At 59.9% G+C, this 20,034-nt stretch carries 20 protein-coding genes and 3 tRNA genes; 13 read left to right on the forward strand and 10 right to left on the reverse strand.

The window, feature by feature from the left end:
• Window positions 1–155 precede the first annotated feature (155 nt).
• The gene (locus tag AB5Y85_RS17330) at window positions 156–1,070 is read right to left on the reverse strand and encodes a LysR family transcriptional regulator (protein WP_257687865.1); all 915 of its coding nucleotides are present in this window, start codon (window positions 1,068–1,070) and stop codon (window positions 156–158) included.
• A gap of 170 nt (window positions 1,071–1,240) precedes the next feature.
• On the opposite strand from AB5Y85_RS17330, the gene AB5Y85_RS17335 reads away from it, so the two are divergent.
• The 3 genes from AB5Y85_RS17335 (at window position 1,241) to AB5Y85_RS17345 (ending at window position 4,042) form a co-directional block, all read left to right on the forward strand.
• Window positions 1,241–2,497 (forward strand): adenylosuccinate synthetase, encoded by a 1,257-nt coding sequence (locus AB5Y85_RS17335; protein ID WP_005353870.1) that lies wholly within the window; start codon window positions 1,241–1,243, stop codon window positions 2,495–2,497.
• Between the two features lie 196 nt (window positions 2,498–2,693).
• Entirely contained in the window at window positions 2,694–3,230 is a 537-nt protein-coding gene (locus AB5Y85_RS17340; protein WP_005353872.1) for a YbhB/YbcL family Raf kinase inhibitor-like protein, read from the forward strand.
• A gap of 11 nt (window positions 3,231–3,241) precedes the next feature.
• The gene (locus tag AB5Y85_RS17345) at window positions 3,242–4,042 is read left to right on the forward strand and encodes an AraC family transcriptional regulator (RefSeq protein WP_257687866.1); all 801 of its coding nucleotides are present in this window, start codon (window positions 3,242–3,244) and stop codon (window positions 4,040–4,042) included.
• A 168-nt stretch (window positions 4,043–4,210) separates the two neighbouring features.
• Here AB5Y85_RS17345 and AB5Y85_RS17350 read toward each other — a convergent pair whose 3' ends face one another.
• The 3 genes from AB5Y85_RS17350 to AB5Y85_RS17360 form a co-directional block, all read right to left on the reverse strand.
• Window positions 4,211–4,762 (reverse strand): hemerythrin domain-containing protein, encoded by a 552-nt coding sequence (locus AB5Y85_RS17350; protein ID WP_257687867.1) that lies wholly within the window; start codon window positions 4,760–4,762, stop codon window positions 4,211–4,213.
• Between the two features lie 70 nt (window positions 4,763–4,832).
• Entirely contained in the window at window positions 4,833–5,510 is a 678-nt protein-coding gene (gene ung / locus AB5Y85_RS17355; protein WP_005362197.1) for a uracil-DNA glycosylase, read from the reverse strand.
• 69 nt (window positions 5,511–5,579) lie between these two features.
• A complete protein-coding gene (locus AB5Y85_RS17360) occupies window positions 5,580–6,320 on the reverse strand; it encodes a transporter substrate-binding domain-containing protein (protein WP_257687868.1) in 741 nt (246 codons plus the stop codon).
• A gap of 368 nt (window positions 6,321–6,688) precedes the next feature.
• Between AB5Y85_RS17360 and grcA the strand changes: the two genes are divergently transcribed.
• Window positions 6,689–7,069, forward strand: coding sequence for an autonomous glycyl radical cofactor GrcA (grcA, locus tag AB5Y85_RS17365; RefSeq protein WP_005334936.1), 381 nt, complete (start codon window positions 6,689–6,691; stop codon window positions 7,067–7,069).
• A 149-nt stretch (window positions 7,070–7,218) separates the two neighbouring features.
• Here the strand turns inward: grcA and kdsA are convergent, their stop codons facing one another.
• From kdsA to hemA, 6 genes are all read right to left on the reverse strand, one after another.
• Window positions 7,219–8,073, reverse strand: a complete 855-nt coding sequence (kdsA, locus tag AB5Y85_RS17370; RefSeq protein WP_005334937.1) for a 3-deoxy-8-phosphooctulonate synthase — start codon at window positions 8,071–8,073, stop codon at window positions 7,219–7,221.
• 97 nt (window positions 8,074–8,170) lie between these two features.
• Complete coding sequence (locus AB5Y85_RS17375) at window positions 8,171–8,971, reverse strand: SirB1 family protein (protein WP_005334938.1); 801 nt, start codon at window positions 8,969–8,971, stop codon at window positions 8,171–8,173.
• Between the two features lie 12 nt (window positions 8,972–8,983).
• Window positions 8,984–9,367: a SirB2 family protein gene (locus tag AB5Y85_RS17380; RefSeq protein WP_005334939.1), complete on the reverse strand. Its 384-nt coding sequence runs from the start codon at window positions 9,365–9,367 to the stop codon at window positions 8,984–8,986.
• Between the two features lie 56 nt (window positions 9,368–9,423).
• Window positions 9,424–10,275 carry a peptide chain release factor N(5)-glutamine methyltransferase gene (prmC, locus tag AB5Y85_RS17385; protein ID WP_257687869.1) on the reverse strand — a complete coding sequence of 284 codons (852 nt, stop codon included), beginning with the start codon at window positions 10,273–10,275 and terminating at the stop codon, window positions 9,424–9,426.
• A 61-nt stretch (window positions 10,276–10,336) separates the two neighbouring features.
• Window positions 10,337–11,425 carry a peptide chain release factor 1 gene (prfA, locus tag AB5Y85_RS17390; protein WP_042061304.1) on the reverse strand — a complete coding sequence of 363 codons (1,089 nt, stop codon included), beginning with the start codon at window positions 11,423–11,425 and terminating at the stop codon, window positions 10,337–10,339.
• Between the two features lie 51 nt (window positions 11,426–11,476).
• On the reverse strand, window positions 11,477–12,736 hold the full coding sequence (gene hemA / locus AB5Y85_RS17395) for a glutamyl-tRNA reductase (RefSeq protein ID WP_064340862.1): 1,260 nt from the start codon (window positions 12,734–12,736) through the stop codon (window positions 11,477–11,479).
• Between the two features lie 126 nt (window positions 12,737–12,862).
• Between hemA and lolB the strand changes: the two genes are divergently transcribed.
• The 9 genes from lolB (at window position 12,863) to AB5Y85_RS17440 (ending at window position 20,030) form a co-directional block, all read left to right on the forward strand.
• On the forward strand, window positions 12,863–13,441 hold the full coding sequence (gene lolB, locus AB5Y85_RS17400; protein ID WP_257687870.1) for a lipoprotein insertase outer membrane protein LolB: 579 nt from the start codon (window positions 12,863–12,865) through the stop codon (window positions 13,439–13,441).
• Window positions 13,441–14,289: a 4-(cytidine 5'-diphospho)-2-C-methyl-D-erythritol kinase gene (gene ispE / locus AB5Y85_RS17405; RefSeq protein WP_042054540.1), complete on the forward strand. Its 849-nt coding sequence runs from the start codon at window positions 13,441–13,443 to the stop codon at window positions 14,287–14,289. The genes lolB and ispE overlap by 1 nt, the downstream gene beginning before the upstream one ends.
• A gap of 1 nt (window position 14,290) precedes the next feature.
• A tRNA-Gln gene (locus AB5Y85_RS17410) sits at window positions 14,291–14,365 on the forward strand.
• 195 nt (window positions 14,366–14,560) lie between these two features.
• On the forward strand, window positions 14,561–15,508 hold the full coding sequence (locus AB5Y85_RS17415; protein ID WP_005343846.1) for a ribose-phosphate pyrophosphokinase: 948 nt from the start codon (window positions 14,561–14,563) through the stop codon (window positions 15,506–15,508).
• Between the two features lie 116 nt (window positions 15,509–15,624).
• Window positions 15,625–17,613, forward strand: a complete 1,989-nt coding sequence (locus AB5Y85_RS17420; protein WP_257687871.1) for a bifunctional UDP-sugar hydrolase/5'-nucleotidase — start codon at window positions 15,625–15,627, stop codon at window positions 17,611–17,613.
• A gap of 218 nt (window positions 17,614–17,831) precedes the next feature.
• On the forward strand, window positions 17,832–18,428 hold the full coding sequence (pth, locus tag AB5Y85_RS17425; protein ID WP_058059203.1) for an aminoacyl-tRNA hydrolase: 597 nt from the start codon (window positions 17,832–17,834) through the stop codon (window positions 18,426–18,428).
• Window positions 18,429–18,544: 116 nt separating this feature from the next.
• Entirely contained in the window at window positions 18,545–19,636 is a 1,092-nt protein-coding gene (gene ychF / locus AB5Y85_RS17430) for a redox-regulated ATPase YchF (protein WP_005353921.1), read from the forward strand.
• Between the two features lie 234 nt (window positions 19,637–19,870).
• Window positions 19,871–19,947 (forward strand) — tRNA-Met (locus tag AB5Y85_RS17435).
• An 8-nt stretch (window positions 19,948–19,955) separates the two neighbouring features.
• Window positions 19,956–20,030, forward strand: a tRNA-Gln gene (locus tag AB5Y85_RS17440).
• Window positions 20,031–20,034: the final 4 nt, after the last annotated feature.

Here is a 20,034-nt window from a genome sequence, read left to right on the forward strand (position 1 = left end):
CACCAGCGCAGCCACACAGCTGCAACCCTGAGTGGTCAACGCCCACAAACGCATCAGGGCAGCCTCGGCTGCCCTGATTATTGATATGCGCTCGATAGTGGCGCAATTGATGGCGGCACAGTCACCCCGATAGGCCTGCTCACCTTGCCGCCCCGCTACGGCTCCATCACCCGGGTCAGATAGGGATTGGGCTTCTGGATCTCCTCCTCCACCCAGTGCAGCAACTGCTTGATGGCCCGCGACAACACCTGATTCTGGCGCACCACGTAGCCCAGACTGGTACCGGGAAAGTCGCCGAGGCTGGTGACCGGCGCGGTGAGGTTGAGGCGCGGATGCAGGGAGAAGTCCGGCACGATGGCGACACCAAAGCCCGCCTCGGCCCAATCCAGCTGGGCGTCCACGCTGCCCACCTCCATGATGCGACAGGGGGGCAAGGCCAGCAGCGGCAGGGACGGGTCGATCAGCGCCCGGGTGCGGGTGTCGTGACCGAGCAGGATCAGGGTCGGCTCGTCGAGGGGGTCGCTCTCTCCCGCCACCGCCCGTGCCTGCCAGCGGGCAAGGCCGTGACCCAGCGCGCACCAGGTCACCTGTTGCAGCTCGGTATAGCAGAGCGGCTCGCTGCGCTTTTGCGCCATGACAAAACCCAGATCCGCCTTGCCCGCCTTGACCAGCTCGGCAGCCTGATCCGAAGTGGTGTTGAACAGGGTAAGGTCGATGCCGGGAAACTCCCGCTTGAAGCGCTGGAACGGCTGGATCAGCAGCAGGCGGGAGATGATGTCGCTGGCGGCGATGGCCAGCGTCCCCTGACTCAGCTGGTTGAGGGCATTGAGATCGGACTGGCAGAGCTGCAACTCGGCGATGGTGCGCTCGGCGCTTTGCAGCAGCCGCTCCCCCGCCTGCGTCAGGCGAAACGGGCTGCGCTCGATCAGCCGCACCCGGGTCGCCTGCTCCAGCCGCTTGATATGCAGGCTGACATTGGGCTGGGTCATGTGCAGCTCGGTGGCGGTCTGGCCAAAATGTTGCAATCGGGCCAGGGTGACAAAGGTTTGCAGCCAGTGAATATCCAGCATAAGAGTCCCTCAACCCGCGAGGAGCGGGGCTTGCCAGGCAAAATCGGACGGTTTGCCGTTTAATTGGCCATAATTATATGGCTCTCTTATCGGAATTATAAAGATAATTAATTTTTCTAATCCGCATCAGGCTCCTAGGATGGACGCCTAACGTCTTAGGAGAAAGAGTCATGTCGTCTATCGTAGTCGTAGGTGCTAACTGGGGTGATGAAGGCAAAGGCCGCATCGTGGATTATCTGGCAGGTCAAGCTGGCGCCAGCATTCGCTTCCAGGGCGGCAACAACGCTGGCCACACTGTGGTCAACGACCTTGGCACCTTCAAGCTGCACCAGGTTCCGAGTGGCGTATTCAACCCGGATTGCCTGGTTGTCCTCGGCCCGGGCATGGTGATCAGCCCCGAGAAACTGACCGTCGAGCTCGACGAAGTCAAAGCCTCCGGCGTGACTCCGAAGCTGGCCATCTCTGACCGCGCAACCCTCTGCCTGCCGCTGCACGCACTGGAAGATACCCTTGAAGAGCAACGTCTGGGTGACGGCGCCTATGGCTCCACCCGTCAGGGCATCGCCCCTGCCTACGGCGATCGCGTCATGAAGAAAGCGATCCTGGTCGGCTGGCTGAAACAGCCGGACGTGCTGGTCGAGCGCATCCAGTTCATGCTGGACTGGAAACTGCCGCAGATGAAGGCTATCTACCCCTCCTTCGAATTCACCCAGACTGCCCAAGAGATGGCCGACTGGCTGCTGGAAGTCTCTGCACCTTGGATCGACGCAGTGTGCAACGTCAGCATGCCGCTCAAAGCGCTGCAGGCTGAAGGCAAGACCCTGCTGTTCGAAGCCCAGCTGGGCGCTGGCCGTGACCTGATCTACGGCGAATACCCTTGGGTGACCTCCTCCCACGTATCTGGCGCCTACGCCGGTATCGGTGGCGGTCTGCCGGGTCTGCGCCCGGAGCGCGTCATCGCAGTGGCCAAGGCATTCAGCTCCTCTGTCGGTACCGGCACCCTGTTGACCGCCATGGAGAACCAGGACGAGTTCCGCAAGATCACCAACGAGTTCGGTGCCACCACCGGCCGTCCCCGTGATGTCGGTTACTTCGACGCCGTCGCCACCAAGAACGGTGTCGAGCTGCAAGCCGCCACCGAAGTGGCCCTGACCAAGCTGGACTGCCTGACCGGTCTGCCGGATCTGAAGATCTGCGTGGCCTACGAAGGTGCCCACACCGAGAACCCGATTTGGCCGCAAACCGCTGCCCTGAAGCCGGTTTACGAGCAGATGGAAAGCTGGAGCGAAGACATCACCGGCTGCCGCACCTTCGAAGAGCTGCCGCGCGCTGCCCAGCAGTACGTGCTGCGTATCGAAGAGCTGCTCGGCGTACCGGTTCCGATGGTTTCCGTCGGCCCGGGCCGTGACGAGATGATCCTGCGCTAAGCCGCACTTCTCATCGTCAAACAAAAAACCGGCATCCCTGATGCCGGTTTTTTTATGGCTGCCGTTTACCTTCTTGCCATAAAAACACCAAAATGCTCAATTAACTCACCAATCGACCTCACCTTGAGTCGTTCTGCAACAAAATCCTGTCCCACCCTCGCTAAAGTGAACCCGTTACCACACGAGGAGTCACCCGATGAAATTGCTCAAACAGAGTGCCCTGTTGCCACTGCTCTGCCTGACGGCCATGCCAGCCTTTGCCATGACCCTGAAGAGCACGGACATTCACGAAGGCCAGTTGATGGACAAACAGTTCAGCTTCAACGGCTTTGGCTGCAGCGGCGACAACCACTCGCCCCAGCTGAGTTGGCAGGATCTGCCGGCAGGCACCAAGAGTGTTGCCATTACCGCCTATGACCCCGATGCCCCCACCGGCAGCGGTTGGTGGCACTGGCTGGTGGTTAACCTGCCTGCCACCCAGAGCGAACTGGCCAGCAATGCCTCCGGCAAGCTCAAGCAGGGATTGGAGATCCGCACCGACTTTGGCAGCCAGGGTTACGGCGGCCCCTGCCCGCCCGCAGGTCACGGCATGCACCGCTATCAGTTCACCGCCTGGGCCCTGCCCCATGATCTCGAGGTAAAGGCTGATACCCCGCCGGCTATGGTAGGCTACATGCTCAACAGCATGGCGCTCGGCAAAGCCACCCTGACCGCCACCTTCGTCACCCCCTAGGAGCCAACCGGATGAGCACTCCCCTGCTGCAACAGAGCCACTATCTCGGGATCCGCCAGCAGCCCCTGCATCGGGTGCTCATCTATGCCCCGACCCTCATCTGGGTCACCCAGGGGAGCAAACAACTGTGGTGGCGCGAGCGACGTCTGTCGTTTGACAGGGAGCGGTGGCTGCTGATCCCGGCAGGCCACCAGCTCACCTTCGTCAATCAGCCGGAGCAGGGCAAGTTTCGCTCCCACGCCATCACGCTGCTCACTCCGCCGCCAACAGAATGGCTGGCCGAGTCAGCCCCTTCCCACGCCGATCTAGAGGAACCCGCCGTCAAGGTCACCCCCGGGCTCGCCTTCTGCTTTGAGCTCATCAGCACCATGGCCGAACGGGGACTGAGCGAAGCAACACAGGCCGAACTGCTGCGCGGCTTCTATGCCGAGCTGCGGGCCGCCAACGCCCTCGGATTGCTCTTTCCCGCCAGCACCATGACCCTCGCAGAGCGGCTGGCACGCTACCTGGCGGTGGAACCCGGCATCGACCACACCCTGGAGGCGGTGGCCCCCCACTTCTCCATGAGCCGCGCCTCCATGGTGCGCAAGCTGGCCGCCGAAGGTCGCAGCTTTCGCCAGTTGCTGGCTCAGGTACGCATGAGCCACGCCCTCAACCTGTTGCAACAGGGCCTGACCCCGCTGGAGGTCGCCCTCGCCTGCGGTTATGACTCCCCCAGCCGCTTTGCCGCCCGCTTCAAACAGGAGTTCGGCCTGACGCCCCACCAATACCTGCACACCTGCCCATCCACCCTGCTCAGTCACGCCAGATAGTCGATAAGTAACTTCTCCGAAGAGAGTTGCTGCCAGCAGTTGTATATCCTTGGGCTGCACAATGAATGGCAACATCCATAATGCAAAAGGCCTCCAGATGGAGGCCTTTCTGTTTTCACTCAAGTTGCACTCACACAATACCCGCCACGCGGCGGGTACGGGCTCGTCTTAGCCGTTCGTGAGCGGCAGAGAGAGGCGTTTGGCCAGTGCCTGAAAGTGCTGGCTCACCTCAGCCCCGAACAGGGGGTCGCCAATGGCGCGGTTCTGCCAGCTTTGCTCCAGATGACGCCAGTCATCCTCGGTCAGGGAGTCACGCAGATGGGGGAAGATCACCCCCTCTTCGTAGTTCATGTGCGCCTCTTGCAATTCCACGAAGCGCTCCAGCTTGGTGGTGAACTGATCGAGGGGGATCACCGCATCCATCAGGATCATCTCCACCATCTCCTTGAGATCGGCCCCGGCCTCCAGCAGCTTGACGTGCTCCTCCTGCAGGCGGTTGGCGACCTCACCCTCCACCACCCGATATTTCAGGTAGTAGTCATAGATGAGGTCTTCCTTGGGATGGTGGTACTTGTCAGAGACCTCCCGCAGGTAGTCGATGACATCGCGCACCAGAAAATAGCTGATGGGCTCTTCGGCACGAATGGCTGCCAGCTTGTGCTTGAGCAGCTCCAAGAGTCGGGCGATGTTGAGATGGTCCTTGTGCAGACTGGATAACATGGGCACTCCTTGGCTCTGAATTAATCTTATGTCCCTGAGTATACGGTCATTTGTCGCCCGAACTTTGCACTCAATCAAGTGGGATGCAGACAGATTTCCACTCTATTGGACGCTTGCCCTGTTGTTCCAGCAAGCGATTGGTCTCGCTAAAGTGACCGCAACCGATGAAACCGCGGTGGGCAGAGAGTGGGCTCGGGTGCGGCGCGGTCAGCACATAGTGGCGCTGGCGGTCGATGAAACGTCCCTTCTTCTGGGCGTGGGCACCCCACAGCAGGAACACCACACCCTGACAACTGGCATTGATCTGCTCGATGACCCGATCGGTAAAGGTCTCCCATCCCAGATGGGCGTGGGAATGGGCCTGACCGGCCTGCACCGTCAGAACAGTGTTGAGCAGCAAGACACCTTGTTTGGCCCAGGATTCGAGAAAGCCGTGATTGGGTGTGACGAAACCTGGCAGGTCACGCTGCATCTCTTTATAGATGTTGACCAGTGAGGGAGGCGTACGCACGCCGGGCAGAACGGAGAAGCAGAGACCGTGCGCCTGATTGGGGCCGTGGTAGGGGTCCTGGCCCAGGATCACCACCTTGACCTGATCCAGCTCGGTCAGCTTGAAGGCATTGAACACATCGGTAGCTGGCGGGTAGATCACCTTGCCCGCTTCCCGCTCGGCTCTGACAGTTGCCAGCGTACTCTTGAAATAGTCCTGCTCTTTCTCAGAGCCAATCACATCACTCCAGGTCAGCACCCCGGCCTCCTCACTTGATACGGCGAAGGGCTCAGGATAGGGGGCCAGCCCGCAAGACGCAACCGTGGCTCACGCTTTCCAGAGCCTGGCGAGGCGCCCCGAGCGCTCCAGCTTGCGCAGCCCGGTATTGAACAGCAGCATCAGACGGCGCGCCTCGGGATCGGCCTTGCGCATCAGCAGGTATCCCGGTTGCGACCAGATGGGGTCGGCGGCACCGGTCAGTGACAGCGATTGGGGATGACGAACGAGCGCCTGCTGGAACAGAGTCTGTGCCACCTGCTCATCCATCACCAGATAGTGGATCCGCCCGTCAAGCAGCTTGCCCATGCTCTCCTCATCGGAATCTGACCACTCGAGGGTGAGCCCGGCTTGGCGGGCGGCAAAACCATCGCCATAGAAATAGCCACGGGTCACCCCGACCGGTTCGTGTTTCAGCTCACCCAGATTGACCGCGGGCGTACCGGTCAGCGTCATCAGGCGAGTGGTGAAATGGCCGAGCGAGGCGGAGAGATAGAAAAGCTGCTCCCGCTCACGGGAGCGAAACCAGGGCATGGTGACCACATAGCGCCCCTCCAGAGTCAGTTGGTAAGCCTCGGCCCAGGAATAGAAGTGAAAGCTGACATCGAGCCCCTCTTCGGCAAAGGCCTGGCGCACCACCTCACAGAGAAAGCCCTGATTGGGCAACGCCTCACTGATATAAGGTGGCCACTCGCCCACAGCAATACGCACCGTCTCGGCCCGCACCGCAACACTGCTTGCCCAGCAACAGCACAGGGCGAGCCATGCCCACTTTCGCCACCCATTATTCACCCGGCACTCTCCTCGCTTTTTTTGCTGAGTGTAGCCAACCCCTCAATTAACCTCAGAAAAAGCCGAAAAGATGTAGTTAAATTACTAGATTAACGAGATAAAAGATGCATAATTTGGATATCTTACAAAATCAGAAAAATGACCTATTTTTGATTCAACTCAAGAATTTAATCCCATTGAAATGGCGCTTTGTCGGATTTTCTTGATCTAGATCAATTTTGGTAATATTACCACCGTGGTATATATGACCCCATCAAAGAAAAGGTGTAAGGCAAGGGCCCTTTAAGTCATCGCCATCGACGGTAGCTTAAATACATCAGGGTAATTTCCTTACAGTTGGATTCGCGTTCCCATTGAGGAGTCATACCATGATCAAAGGCATTCAAATCACCCAGGCCGCCAACACCGCTCTGCTGAACTCTTTCTGGCTGCTGGACGAAGAGAAGCAACAAGCTCGCTGCATCTGCGTCAAAGGCGATGCTTTCGCTGCCGATCAAGAAGTGCAACTGGCTGACCTGGGTCAGTTCGAATACCGCGAACTGCCGGTTCAGGCTGAGCCTGCTGTTGAAGGTGGCCAGCACCTGAACGTCAACGTGCTGCGTCGCGAAACTCTGGAAGATGCTATCGAAAACCCGGAGAAATACCCGCAGCTGACCATCCGTGTATCTGGCTACGCAGTGCGTTTCAACGCCCTGACCCCGGAACAGCAGCGTGACGTGGTTACCCGTACTTTCACCCAGAGCCTGTAATCAGCGCCCTGCAGTGAAGAGCTGATTCTCGTGGTGTCAGCGCAAAAAACGGCCAATCGGCCGTTTTTTTATGCGTGCTTGTCACCGCATCCTTATCAAAAAATGCCCCGCATTGCGGGGCATTTTCATCAGACATGACAGCGTCGGGATCAGGCCGAGGTATCGAGGGGTTCGAAGCCCTTGATCAGGTCATCGATGGCCTTCATCTGTTTGAGGAAGCCTTCCAGCTTCTCCAGCGGCAGGGCGCTCGGGCCATCGCAGCGGGCAATTTTCGGATCCGGGTGGGATTCGATAAAGAGACCGGCCAGACCGACCGCCATACCGGCGCGCGCCAGCTCGGTCACCTGCTCGCGACGACCACCGGAGGCGGCACCCAGCGGATCACGGCACTGCAGGGAGTGGGTCACGTCAAAGATCACCGGATAGCCACCAGTGCTCTTCTTCATCACGCCCAAGCCCAGCATGTCCACCACCAGGTTGTCGTAACCGAAGTTGGCACCGCGCTCGCACAGGATCAGCTGGTCGTTGCCGCACTCCTCGAACTTGTCGGTGATGTTCTTCATCTGGCTTGGGCTGAGGAACTGCGGCTTCTTGATGTTGATAACGTTGCCGGTGCGGGCCATGGCTTCCACCAGATCGGTCTGGCGTGCCAGGAAAGCGGGCAGCTGGATAACGTCAACCACCTCGGCGACCGGCTTGGCCTGATGGGGTTCGTGCAGATCGGAGATGACCGGCATGCCGAAAGTCGCTTTCAGCTCCTGGAAAATCTTCATCCCCTCTTCCAGACCCGGACCGCGGTAGGAGTGGATGGAGGAGCGGTTGGCCTTGTCCCAGCTCGCCTTGAACACAAACGGGATGCCCAGCTTGCTGGTCACTTCCACGTACTTCTCGCACACCGCCATCGCCATGTCGCGGGATTCCAACACGTTCATGCCACCAAACAGTACGAACGGTTTGTCGTTGGCAACGTCGATCTGGTTGATCTTGATATTCTTCTGTTCCATCTAAGACATCCTTAATAAAAGGGCCTGAAGCCTAGTTACTCCGTTGCGACCGGACGCAGCGGCCTTGATATTCTTCTGTTTCAGTTTCAAGCCGCCCTTAATGGAGGGGCTTGGGGCTCAGATCCAGCGCGGCCAGCTGTACTTTCAGCACGTCGGCGACGGGATCGTCCGGGCATTGTTCAATAAAATATTCAAAATCGTCGGCGGCCTGGCGCGGGCAATCGAGCTGCTCGTAGATAAAGCCGCGATCCCGCGTCTCCAGCGGATCGCCGGGCTTCATCCGCAGCAACAGCTCGCTGCAACGCAGCGCCTCGGGCATGCGATCTTCCCGCAGCAGGGCCCCCTTGCTGACGTTGAGCAGCCGTTCGATGATCTCCCACTGGCCGGAGGGCTGCAGGTAGTCGGGGGTCAAGGTCGCCAAGTCCCCCAGCGCACCGCGCAGCAGCAGCTCGATGCGGGCCAGACTCAGCTCGTCGCCGGTAAAGGGGTCGACATAGACCTCCCCCTCGCCACCGGCAAAGCTCACCAGGAAGTGGCCGGGGAAGCAGATCCCCTCCACATCAAGCCCGAGCTTGCGCCCAAGCTGGATGATGAGAATGCCGAGACTGACCGGGATCCCCTTGCGCTGCACCAGCACCTGATTGAGGTCACAGTTGTTGGCAGAGAAATAGTCCTGCCAGTCGCCATGAAAACCGAGGCTGTGGTAGAAGCCTTGCAGCAACTGCTGGCGCACCTCGTCGCAGGTGCCCTCTTCGATCTGCTCGTCCAGCCACTCGTCCAGCAGGTTCAACTCGCGCATCCCCTCCTCGACCGAGCCATAAATCTCGTCGCTAACTGACAACGCCAGCTCGGTGATGTCGTGGGCTTCGAAATCGGTCCATTCGTCTATGTGTAACATTCTCTTCATGCCTTAGCCGAACACACTCGTCTGTTTGAGCACTGCCAACTTGGCAATAAAGTAGATCCAGCCGAGCGCCCCCAGAAAGGAGCACCAGCGCACCAGATTGCTTTTGGCCAGCCGCAGCGCCATCGCCGCCAGAAATACCAGCACCAGAATGGCCATCAGCTTCTCGCTGAGCCAGGGCGTTCCGTTATTGAGCGGGTTGAGATCCAGCACCATGCAGAGCAATACGCCGGAGAGCACCACCAGACCGTTGAGCCAGCCGCTGACCTTCATCACCGGCGCGCTATAGGCTCGGCCAGTGGCGGTCTGTACCCAGTAGAAGCGGAGCATAAACATCAGCACGGCCCCGGCAATCAGGGTGAGGTGCAGGTGTTTGAGCACAAAAACCATATTCAATCCTTGCATGGGGGTGCACAGGCAACCCGCCGTGTAACAGTGAGGAACCGTCAGCGCAGCGGGCAGAGGCCCAGCGTCACCCTGTCGTTATCCCCGTAATCGCGCACCGTGGCTACCTCACGGTAGCCGCCATCACGCAGCAACTGACGCACCGCCTCCCCCTGATCCCAGCCATGCTCCAGCAGCAACCAGCCGTCAAGCAACAGATAAGCGGGGGCATGGGCCACGATGTGGCGGATATCGGCCAGCCCGGCGTCATCGGCTACCAGCGCCGAGCGGGGCTCAAAGCGCACGTCACCCTGCTCGAGATGGGGATCGGCGCCATCAATATAGGGGGGATTGGAGACAATCACCGCAAATCGTGGTGTTTGGTCGCGATCCGGCTCGCCAAGGGGCTCGAACCAGCTGCCATCGCGCACCTCGATGGGCAATCCCAGCGCGGCGCTGTTCTCGCGGGCCAGCGCCGCAGCATCCGCCATCCGATCCACCGCCCACACATCGACCTCGGGCCGCTCGGACTTGAGCGCCAGCGCGATGGCGCCGGTGCCGGTGCCGAGATCCAGCACGGAGCAAGGACCTTGCGGGATTTTGGTCAGCGCCTGCTCGACCAGCACCTCGGTATCGGGGCGCGGGATCAGGGTCGCCGGGCTCACCTTGAGGGGCAGCGACCAGAACTCCCGCTCGCCCACCAGATGGGCGATGGGTTCGCCATTGAGACGACGGACCAGCCACGTCTGCAGGGTGGCCTGCTGGGCGGCATCCAGCTCACGCTCGGGCCAGGTCATCAGATAGCTGCGACGACACCCGAGCAGATGGCAGAGCAGTACATCGGCATCGGCGCGGGGGGACTCCCCCCCGGCCAACACAGTCATGATATGGGCGCGGGCCTGCTGGATCTGCATCAGTGCCACTCCACCTTATGGGCAGAACACTTAATGCGAGCTTGCCGGATCACCATTTGCATCAGTTGTTCTCGGCCAGCGAGGCTAGCTGATCGGCCTGATACTCCTGCACCAGCGGCGTGATGACGCAGTCCAGATCTCCTTCCAAAATTTCGGAGAGACGGTAGAGGGTCAGGTTGATGCGGTGCTCGGAGAGGCGGCCCTGCGGGTAGTTGTAGGTACGGATGCGCTCGGAGCGATCGCCGGAGCCCACCAGATTGCGGCGGGTGCTCTGCTCGGCGGCGCGGTGGCGCTCATCCTCGGCCGCTTGCAGGCGGGCGGAGAGCACCGACATCGCCTTGGCGCGGTTCTTGTGCTGGGAGCGCTCGTCCTGACACTCCACCACCAGACCGGTCGGCAGGTGGGTGATGCGAATGGCCGAGTCGGTCTTGTTGACGTGCTGACCGCCGGCACCGGAGGCGCGGAAGGTATCGATCTTCAAGTCGGAAGGGTTGATCTCTATCTGCTCGGCTTCCGGCACTTCCGGCAGCACGGCGACGGTACAGGCGGAGGTGTGCACCCGGCCCTGAGACTCGGTCTCCGGCACCCGCTGTACCCGGTGACCACCGGATTCAAACTTGAGACGGCCATAGACGCGCTCGCCGTCGATCTTGGCGATCACCTCCTTGTAGCCACCATATTCACCGTCATTGCAGCTGACGATGGAGACGCGCCAGCCCTGACGCTCGGCAAAGCGGGAGTACATGCGGAACAGGTCACCGGCAAAGATGGCCGCTTCGTCGCCACCGGCACCGGCGCGGATCTCCAGATAGCAGTTGTTGTCATCCTTGGGATCCTTGGGCAGCAACATCAGTTGCAGCTCCTGCTCCAGCGCCTCCAGATTGGCCTTGGCGAGCGGCAGCTCCTCCTGCGCCATCTCGCGCAGGTCGGCATCCTCCTCCTCCAGCATCATCTGGGTGGTCTCAAGATCATCCTGCGCCTGACGGTAACGCTGGAAGGCGTGAACGATATCTTCCAGCTGGGCATATTCGCGGGTCAGGGCGCGGTAGCGATCCTGATCCGAGACCACGTCTGGCTCGCCGAGCATGGCCTGTACTTCTTCGTGGCGCTCGATGAGGCCTTCCAGCTTTCTGATCAGTGACGGATTCATAACTCTTGCATTCTCAATGGAGGACGGGACAACCGGCAGGTTGCCCGAAAATTATGGCTCTTGTGACAACCCCAGCGCCTGCCGCAAGCGGGAGAGCTCGCTCTGATCCCCCTGGGAGGCAGCCTGGCGCAACGCCTGGGTCGGCGCGTGGATCAATTTGTTGGTGAGGCGATGGGCCATCGCCTTGAGCGCCTGTTCGGCACTCTCGCCCTGCGCCAATGCCAGCAGGGCCCGTTGCAACTCTTCATCAGCCACTTGCTGTGACTGATGGCGGTAATCGCGAATGAGGTCGACCGAACTCTGCCCGCGATACCAGCCCATAAACTCGTCGCGCTCTTCCTGCACGATCACCTCGGCCTGTGCGGCGGCCCGCTTACGGGTTTCGAGGTTCTGCTCGATGATCCCCTGCAAATCATCCACCGTGTAGAGATAGGCATCGGAGAGCTCATCGACTTCGGCTTCGATGTCGCGCGGCACGGCAATATCCACCAGAAACATGGGTTTGAAGCGGCGGGCCTTCAGCGCGCGCTCCACCATCCCCTTGCCGATGATGGGCAGGGGGCTGGCGGTCGAGCTGATGACAATATCCGCTTCGTGCAGATAGTCGGGGATCTCTTCGAGCGTCATCACCTGGGCGCCGAATTCGGCCGCAAGGGTCTGGGCGCGCTGCAGGGTGCGGTTGGCCACCATCATCTTGGTGACATTCTGCTCGCGCAGATGACGGGCCACCAGTTCGATGGTCTCCCCCGCCCCGACCAGCAGTACCTTGGTCTGGGAGAGATCGGAGAAGATCCGCCGACCCAGACTGACGGCGGCAAAGGCCACCGACACGGCACTGGCGCCAATCTCGGTATCGGTACGCACCCGTTTGGCCACCGAAAAGGATTTCTGGAACAGCCGCTCCAGCGCCCCCTTCAACGACTCCGCCTGCTGGGCATGGGCGTAGGATTGCTTGATCTGCCCCAGGATCTGCGGCTCCCCCAACACCAGCGAGTCGAGCCCGCACGCCACCCGCATCAGGTGGCGCACCGCCTCTTCATCGTGATGCTGATAGATGGCAGTGACCAGTTCGGCCGCGTCCAGCCCGTGGAACTGCTGCAGCCAGCGCAGCACTTGCTCCTGCCGCTCCTCCTCCAGATTGCAATAGAGTTCGGTCCGGTTGCAGGTGGAGACGATCACCGCCTCGCTGACACCGGGTTGGCTCACCAGCTCACGCAAGGCGCGATCGATGCAGTCCGGGCCAAAGGCGACCCGTTCCCGCAAGGCGACACTGGCGGTGTTGTGGTTGATTCCGAGGGCAAGCAAACTCATGAGTGGGCGACGATCATTTCATACGCTGGGTGCAAAGGCTGCCAATTGTACGAGAAAGGGTAAGTCTTTAAAAGCAATACGGCCGCCCCGTATACTGTGGCAAATTCCTCTCTCTGGAGCCGTCTCTTGCTGCTACGTATTTTTACCCTCACCTGCCTGCTGTTGCTGGCCGGTTGTGCCACCACCCAGCCCCAGCGTGACCAGGTGAACTGGAACCAGGAGCGGACCCGTCTCGAGCAGCTGACCCATTGGCAGCTATCCGGCAAGATGGCCATCATCACGCCACAGCAAAAGGGCAGCGCCCGTCTCAACTGGCAGCAGGATGGGGAGGATTATCGCCTCAACCTCACCAGCCTGATTGGCACCAGCATTCTGGAGCTCTCCCGCAGCAAGGGAGAGATCACCCTGCTCGACAGCGACGGCAATCGCCACCAGAGCCAGGATGCCGAAGCGCTCATCTATAAACTGACCGGCTGGAATATTCCGGTTGCGGGATTGCCAGAGTGGATCAAGGGGCTGCCGGGTCAGGCGGAGTTTGAACTCAACCCCGACAGCAGTCTGGCCAGCGTGCGCGACGGCCAGTGGCAGATCGTCTATGGCGATTATCGGGATCAGGATGGCTACCGCCTGCCGCACCAGCTGACCATGACTGGCCAGAACAGCCGCCTCAAGCTTCAGATCAACCAATGGACTCTTGCACGTTAATGGCTTCCACACGCTGGCCGGCACCGGCCAAACTCAACCTGTTTTTACACGTCAATGGCCGTCGTCCCGATGGCTATCACGAGCTGCAGACCCTGTTTATCTTCCTCAACCACAGCGACTGGCTCGAGTTCGAGGTGATACCGAATAGCGACACACTCACCCTGAGCCCGGCCATTCCCGGGGTGCCGGATGAGCAGAATCTGATTATCCGGGCGGCGCGCCTGCTGCAAGCAACCCTGCCGAGCCCGCAAGGTGCCCATATCCGGCTGGAAAAAGTGCTGCCCATGGGGGGCGGCATTGGCGGCGGTTCGTCCGATGCAGCGACCACGCTGGTGGCGCTTAACCACCTCTGGCAAGCGGGTTTGAGCGAAGATGAACTGGCAGCGCTCGGCGTCCAGCTGGGGGCCGATGTGCCGGTGTTTGTCCGTGGCAAGGCGGCCTTTGCCGAAGGCGTGGGCGAGCGGCTGCAACCGGTCGAACTGCCCGATGCCTGGTATCTGGTACTCAAGCCCGATTGCCATGTAGCGACCGCAGCCGTATTCCAGGATCCGGACCTGCCGAGAGCCACGCCTAAAATGGCGCTGGACAACCTGCTGGAAGGCGAGTGGAAAAACGATTGCGAATCACTGGTGAAAAAGCGCCACCCCGAGGTTGCCAATGCGCTCGGCTGGTTGCTAGAATACGCGCCGTCAAGAATGACGGGCACAGGAGCCTGCGTCTTTGCTCAATTTGAAGACGAAGTGACTGCTCGGGAAGTGTTGGCCTGCGTGCCGAAGGGACTTGATGGGTTTGTCGCCAAGGGCGAGAACATATCACCTCTCTTCTCCACATTGCAACAGTTCAAATGATTGGGGTATCGCCAAGCGGTAAGGCAGCGGGTTTTGATCTCGCCATTCCTAGGTTCGAATCCTAGTACCCCAGCCAATTTTACCGAGCGGTATTGATGATGATTAACGTGGCCGGTTTTGCACTCGGCCACGGATTCGGGTTACCGGTATCATCACAATCATTGGGCAGCAGACACCTTGTACGTTATCTTGATAAATCGTTTGCCCCAAAACGATAGGGTCTGATTTCAGACTCCCCCACATACTGGATGCAACCCCGAGGTTTCAAACCGTGCCTGACATGAAGCTGTTTGCTGGTAACGCAACGCCGGAACTAGCCCAGAAGATCGCAGATCGCCTGTTTATCAAACTCGGCAATGCTGCCGTAGGTCGCTTTAGCGACGGCGAGATCAGCGTACAGATCAATGAGAATGTACGTGGTGGCGATATCTTCATCATTCAATCCACCTGTGCCCCGACCAACGACAATTTGATGGAATTGATCGTCATGGTGGATGCTCTGCGTCGTGCTTCAGCTGGCCGTATCACTGCCGTTATCCCCTACTTTGGTTATGCCCGTCAGGACCGCCGCGTCCGCTCCGCCCGCGTACCCATCACCGCCAAGGTTGTCGCTGACTTCCTCTCCAGCGTCGGTGTGGACCGCGTGCTGACCGTTGACCTGCATGCCGAGCAAATTCAAGGTTTCTTCGATGTTCCGGTAGACAACGTGTTCGGTAGCCCGGTGCTGCTGGAAGACATGAAGTCCAAGAACCTCGAGTCTCCTGTCGTTGTCTCCCCGGACATCGGTGGCGTCGTGCGTGCCCGCGCCATCGCCAAGCTGCTGGATGACACCGACATCGCCATCATCGACAAGCGCCGTCCCCGCCCGAACGTCTCCCAGGTCATGCACCTGATCGGTGACGTTGCAGGCCGCGACTGCATCATCGTTGATGACATGATCGACACCGGCGGCACCCTGTGCAAAGCCGCAGAGGCCCTGAAAGAGCGCGGTGCCAAGCGTGTATTCGCTTACGCCACTCACCCGGTCTTCTCCGGCTCTGCCGTCGAGAACATCAAGAACTCCGTGATCGATGAACTGATCATCACCGACTCCATCCCGCTCACTGCGGAGATGAAAGCGGTCGGCAAGGTCAAGCAGCTGACGCTGTCAACTGTACTGGCCGAAGCCATTCGTCGCATCAGCAACGAAGAGTCCATCTCTGCCATGTTTGAGCATTGATAGATTCAGCAATAACGAAAACCGCCATCAGGCGGTTTTCGTCTTTCTGGACCTTCTCTTTCCAACTTTCTGCTATCTGGTACGACCCTGCCCCCGGCAGGCTTAAGGATTTACCCATGAATTGCTTGCGTCCCCTCCTGCTCGCGACCCTCACCTCCGCCCTGTTCGCCTGTCAGCCCGCCAAAGAGAACCCGCCCTTTGTGCTGACCTTGGCTCACATGAACGACACCCACTCCCAGTTTGATCCGGTCAATGCCGAGATCAAAGGGCAGATCTTTGCCCAGCAGGGGGAGACGGACACCCTCTATACCCGCTTTGGCGGTTATCCGCGCCTGCTGACCATGGCGAAAGCCTATCAGGCCGAGGCGCTGGCCAAGAACCAGCCCTTGCTGCTGCTGCACGGCGGTGATGCCTGGCAGGGCAGCGGCTACTTCAAACTCAACGAGGGGATGGCCAACGCCGAGTTGCTGAGCCAGTTCGGCCTCGATGCCATGGCGCTGGGCAACCACGAGTTCGATCTGGATAACCAGAAGCTGGCCCGCTTCATCGAGGGGGTCAACTTCCCGGTGCTGGCCGCCAACCTCGACACCAAGGCCGATCCGGCCCTCAGCAAAGCTGACAACCTCAAGCCCTTCGTGGTCTACGCCTTTGACGGCAACCAGAAGAGTCCGGTCACCGATCTCGACAACCTGCCGCAAGGCAAACAGCTGGTCGCCGTCATCGGTCTGGTACTGGAAGACATGGGCAATATCGCCCCCAACGTCGGCAAGCTGCGCTTTGGCAAGGAGGTCGCCTCGGCTCAGGCCACGGTCGACATGCTGCAAGCCAAGGGGATCCACCAGATTGTGGCGCTCACCCACATCGGCAACGAGCGGGATCTGGCGCTGGCCGCCAAGGTAAACGGTCTCGATGCCATCGTCGGCGGCCACTCCCACAGCCTGCTCGGCGATTTTCGCAACATTGGCTGGGGCAAGACCGGCGATTACGCCAAGCTGGTGACCAATCCGGATGGCATCGGCAAGACCTGCGTGGTGCAGGCGGGCTCCTACGCCCAGGCCATCGGTCTGGCACAGGTGACCTTTGACAGCCAGGGTCAGGTGACCGACTGCCAGGGCCACAACAGCCTGCTGGCCAGCCGCGACTTCTTCGCCGATGCGGCGCGCAAGCAAGCGCTCGACGACGCCCGCAGCAAAGAGGCGAGCCAGTTTGTCGACAACCAGCCCAATCTGGTGACCGTGGATGAAGATCCGCGCCTGCGCGGCATCATCGACAGCCACTACAAACCGGCGCTGGAGAAAGCCTACGGGCCAGTGATCGGTACCATCCCCGAGCAACTGCAAAATGCCCGTCGCCCCGGCGACAACGGCAGCGACAGCCACGGCTCAGATGTAGCGCCGCTGGTTGCCGAAGGGGAATTCTACTGGGCCAATACCCCAGCAGTGCAAGATCTGACCGGCGGCCCGGTCGACTTCGCTCTGGTGGCGGTGGGCGGCGTGCGCGCCGACCTGCCCGCTGGCGAATGGCGCGAGGGAGATAGTGCCCTCACCCTGCTGCCGTTCAAGAACCAGCTCTCGGTGCTGACCCTGACTGGCGCCGAGGTGCGTGCCCTGCTGACCGAGACCATCACCGCCACCCTGCCCGCCAGCGCCCATGCCGGCAAGTTCCCCTATGGCGGTCACCTGCGTTACACCTTCCAGGAGACCGACGCAGGCAAAGCGGGCACCCTGACCCAATTGCAGCGCAAGACCGCAAGCGGCGAGTGGCAGGATCTGGTGGATAGCCAGCGCTATCGGGTAGTGATGAACGCCTACAGCGCCAACGGCAACGATGGCTGGCAGGCACTGGCCAATGCCCAGCGCCACCAGAGCGAGCGGGTCGACATCGCCAGCGTCAATGGCAAGTTGACCGCCTTCCCTGTGCTGAAGGTGGCACAAAACGGTGAACTGCTGACCGCCGTCTATGCCCCGGGCCAGGCCCTCGATTGCAAGGCCAGCGGCGTGGATTGCGGCACCGATGCAGCGTCTTTCGTGGAGTATGTGCGCGATGCCCGTCCCACCCTGACCGCACTGGATGAAGAGACCGTCACCCTGCTGCGTGCCAAATAACGACGGTAGTCAACCGGGCATAATCCATCGGTAAACTGAAACGGGCCTCTTGCAAGAGGCCCGTTTGCCCACAGTTAGCCACCCATTGGCCACAATAATGCTGCAAATCCCGCCATAACATGCACATTGGTTGAGTGATCGCCACTCGGCGGCTAGAATATTGCGTCCTATTGCCCTGGGTAGTGTGCCCACGGCAGCTGCGAGTGAAGACATCAAGCGTGACAAGCGAAATCAAACTGATCGTCGGACTGGGCAACCCCGGCCCGGAATATGCCAAGACCCGCCACAATGCGGGCGCCTGGTATGTGGAGCAACTGGCCCGCTGGCACAATGTCAGCCTGCGTGAAGAACCCAAGTTCTTCGGCCATACTGCCCGCATCCTGGTCGAGGGGCAGGATGTGCGGCTGCTCATCCCGAACACCTATATGAACCTCTCTGGCAAGGCGGTGGCCGCACTGGCGCGTTTTTATCAGATTGAACCGGAAGCGATACTGGTGGCCCATGACGAACTGGATCTGCCGCCAGGCATCGCCAAGTTCAAGCAGGGTGGTGGTCACGGTGGCCATAACGGCCTCAAGGACATCATCGCCAAGATGGGCAACAACAATAACTTCTTCCGGCTGCGTCTCGGGATCGGCCATCCCGGCAGCAAAGAGCAGGTGGCTGGCTTCGTCCTGACCAAGGCCCCTAGCAGTGAACAGAACCTGATCGACGCCGCGCTGGACGAGTCCCTGCGCGCCACCGATATCCTGTTCAAACAAGATATGACCAAGGCCATGAATCGCTTGCACAGCTTCAAGGCTGAAAAGGGTTAGGTCGGTTTGACCCTGTACGGGCATTGTGCCGGTACATGAGCGACGACCAGAACAAGCATGACATGGGCCGCCTGCGGGCGACCCCCAACAGCATCCATCAAGTAAGGTAACAATCCATGGGTTTTAAATGCGGTATCGTGGGCCTGCCCAATGTAGGCAAATCCACCCTGTTCAACGCGCTGACCAAGGCCGGTATCGAAGCCGCCAACTTCCCGTTCTGCACCATCGAGCCGAACACAGGTGTGGTGCCGATGCCGGATCCCCGCCTCGATCAGCTGGCTGCCATCATCAATCCGCAGCGCGTTGTGCCGACCACCATGGAATTTGTCGACATCGCCGGTCTGGTTGCCGGTGCCTCCAAGGGTGAAGGTCTTGGCAACCAGTTCCTGGCCAACATCCGTGAAACCGAAGCGATCGGCCACGTTGTGCGCTGCTTCGACGACGAGAACATCATTCACGTTGCCGGCAAGGTCTCCCCTGCCGACGATATCGAAGTGATCAACACCGAGCTCGCCCTGTCGGATCTGGACGCCTGCGAGCGCGCCATTCACCGCCAGTCCAAGCGCGCCAAAGGCGGCGACAAGGATGCCAAGCTGGAAGTGGAAGTGCTTGAGAAGATCAAGGTTGCACTGGAAAACGGCCAGATGATCCGCGGCATGAAGCTGGATAAGGAAGAGCTGGCCGCCGTCAGCCACCTCAACTTCCTGACCCTGAAACCCACCATGTATATCGCCAACGTGGCGGAAGATGGTTTCGAGAACAACCCCTATCTGGACAAGGTGCGTGAAATCGCCGCCGCCGAGAACGCGGTCGTGGTCGTGGTCTGCTGCGCCATCGAAGCCGACATCGCCGAACTGGACGATGAAGATCGCGCCGAGTTCATGGCTGACCTTGGCATCGAAGAGCCGGGCCTGAACCGCGTTATCCGCTCCGGCTACCAGCTGCTCAACCTGCAGACCTACTTCACCGCCGGAGTGAAAGAGGTACGCGCCTGGACTATTCCGGTCGGTGCCACTGCCCCGCAAGCGGCTGGCAAGATCCACACTGACTTTGAAAAAGGCTTTATTCGCGCCCAAACCATCGCCTTTGAAGACTTTATCAACTACAAGGGTGAGCAAGGCGCCAAGGAAGCGGGCAAGATGCGCGCTGAAGGGAAAGATTACATCGTCAAAGATGGCGATATCATGAACTTCCTGTTCAACGTCTAATCCCATGACAGGCCAGCATTTGCTGGCCTGTTTTTTATCTGCCATTGCCCGGGCAATCATGGCAATGTCTTAAAAAAAAGCAGATTGTTGGGCTTTTGCGCAACAGAGACCAATAACTGGTCAAACACACTCAAATTGCGTTTTTCTGGCAAAAAAAGGGTTGACGCCCCAGAGCCAGATACGCATAATTCGGCCCGCACGGTGACGAGGTAACGACTCACCGGAAGCAAGGTTGGCTATGTAGCTCAGTTGGTTAGAGCATCGCACTCATAATGCGGGGGTCACAGGTTCGAATCCCGTCATAGCCACCATCTCTAGTTGGGGTATCGCCAAGCGGTAAGGCAGCGGGTTTTGATCTCGCCATCCCTAGGTTCGAATCCTAGTACCCCAGCCATTTT

The organism is Aeromonas sp. R3-1 (genome assembly GCF_040908345.1).
Classification (GTDB): Bacteria; Pseudomonadota; Gammaproteobacteria; order Enterobacterales; family Aeromonadaceae; genus Aeromonas; species Aeromonas veronii.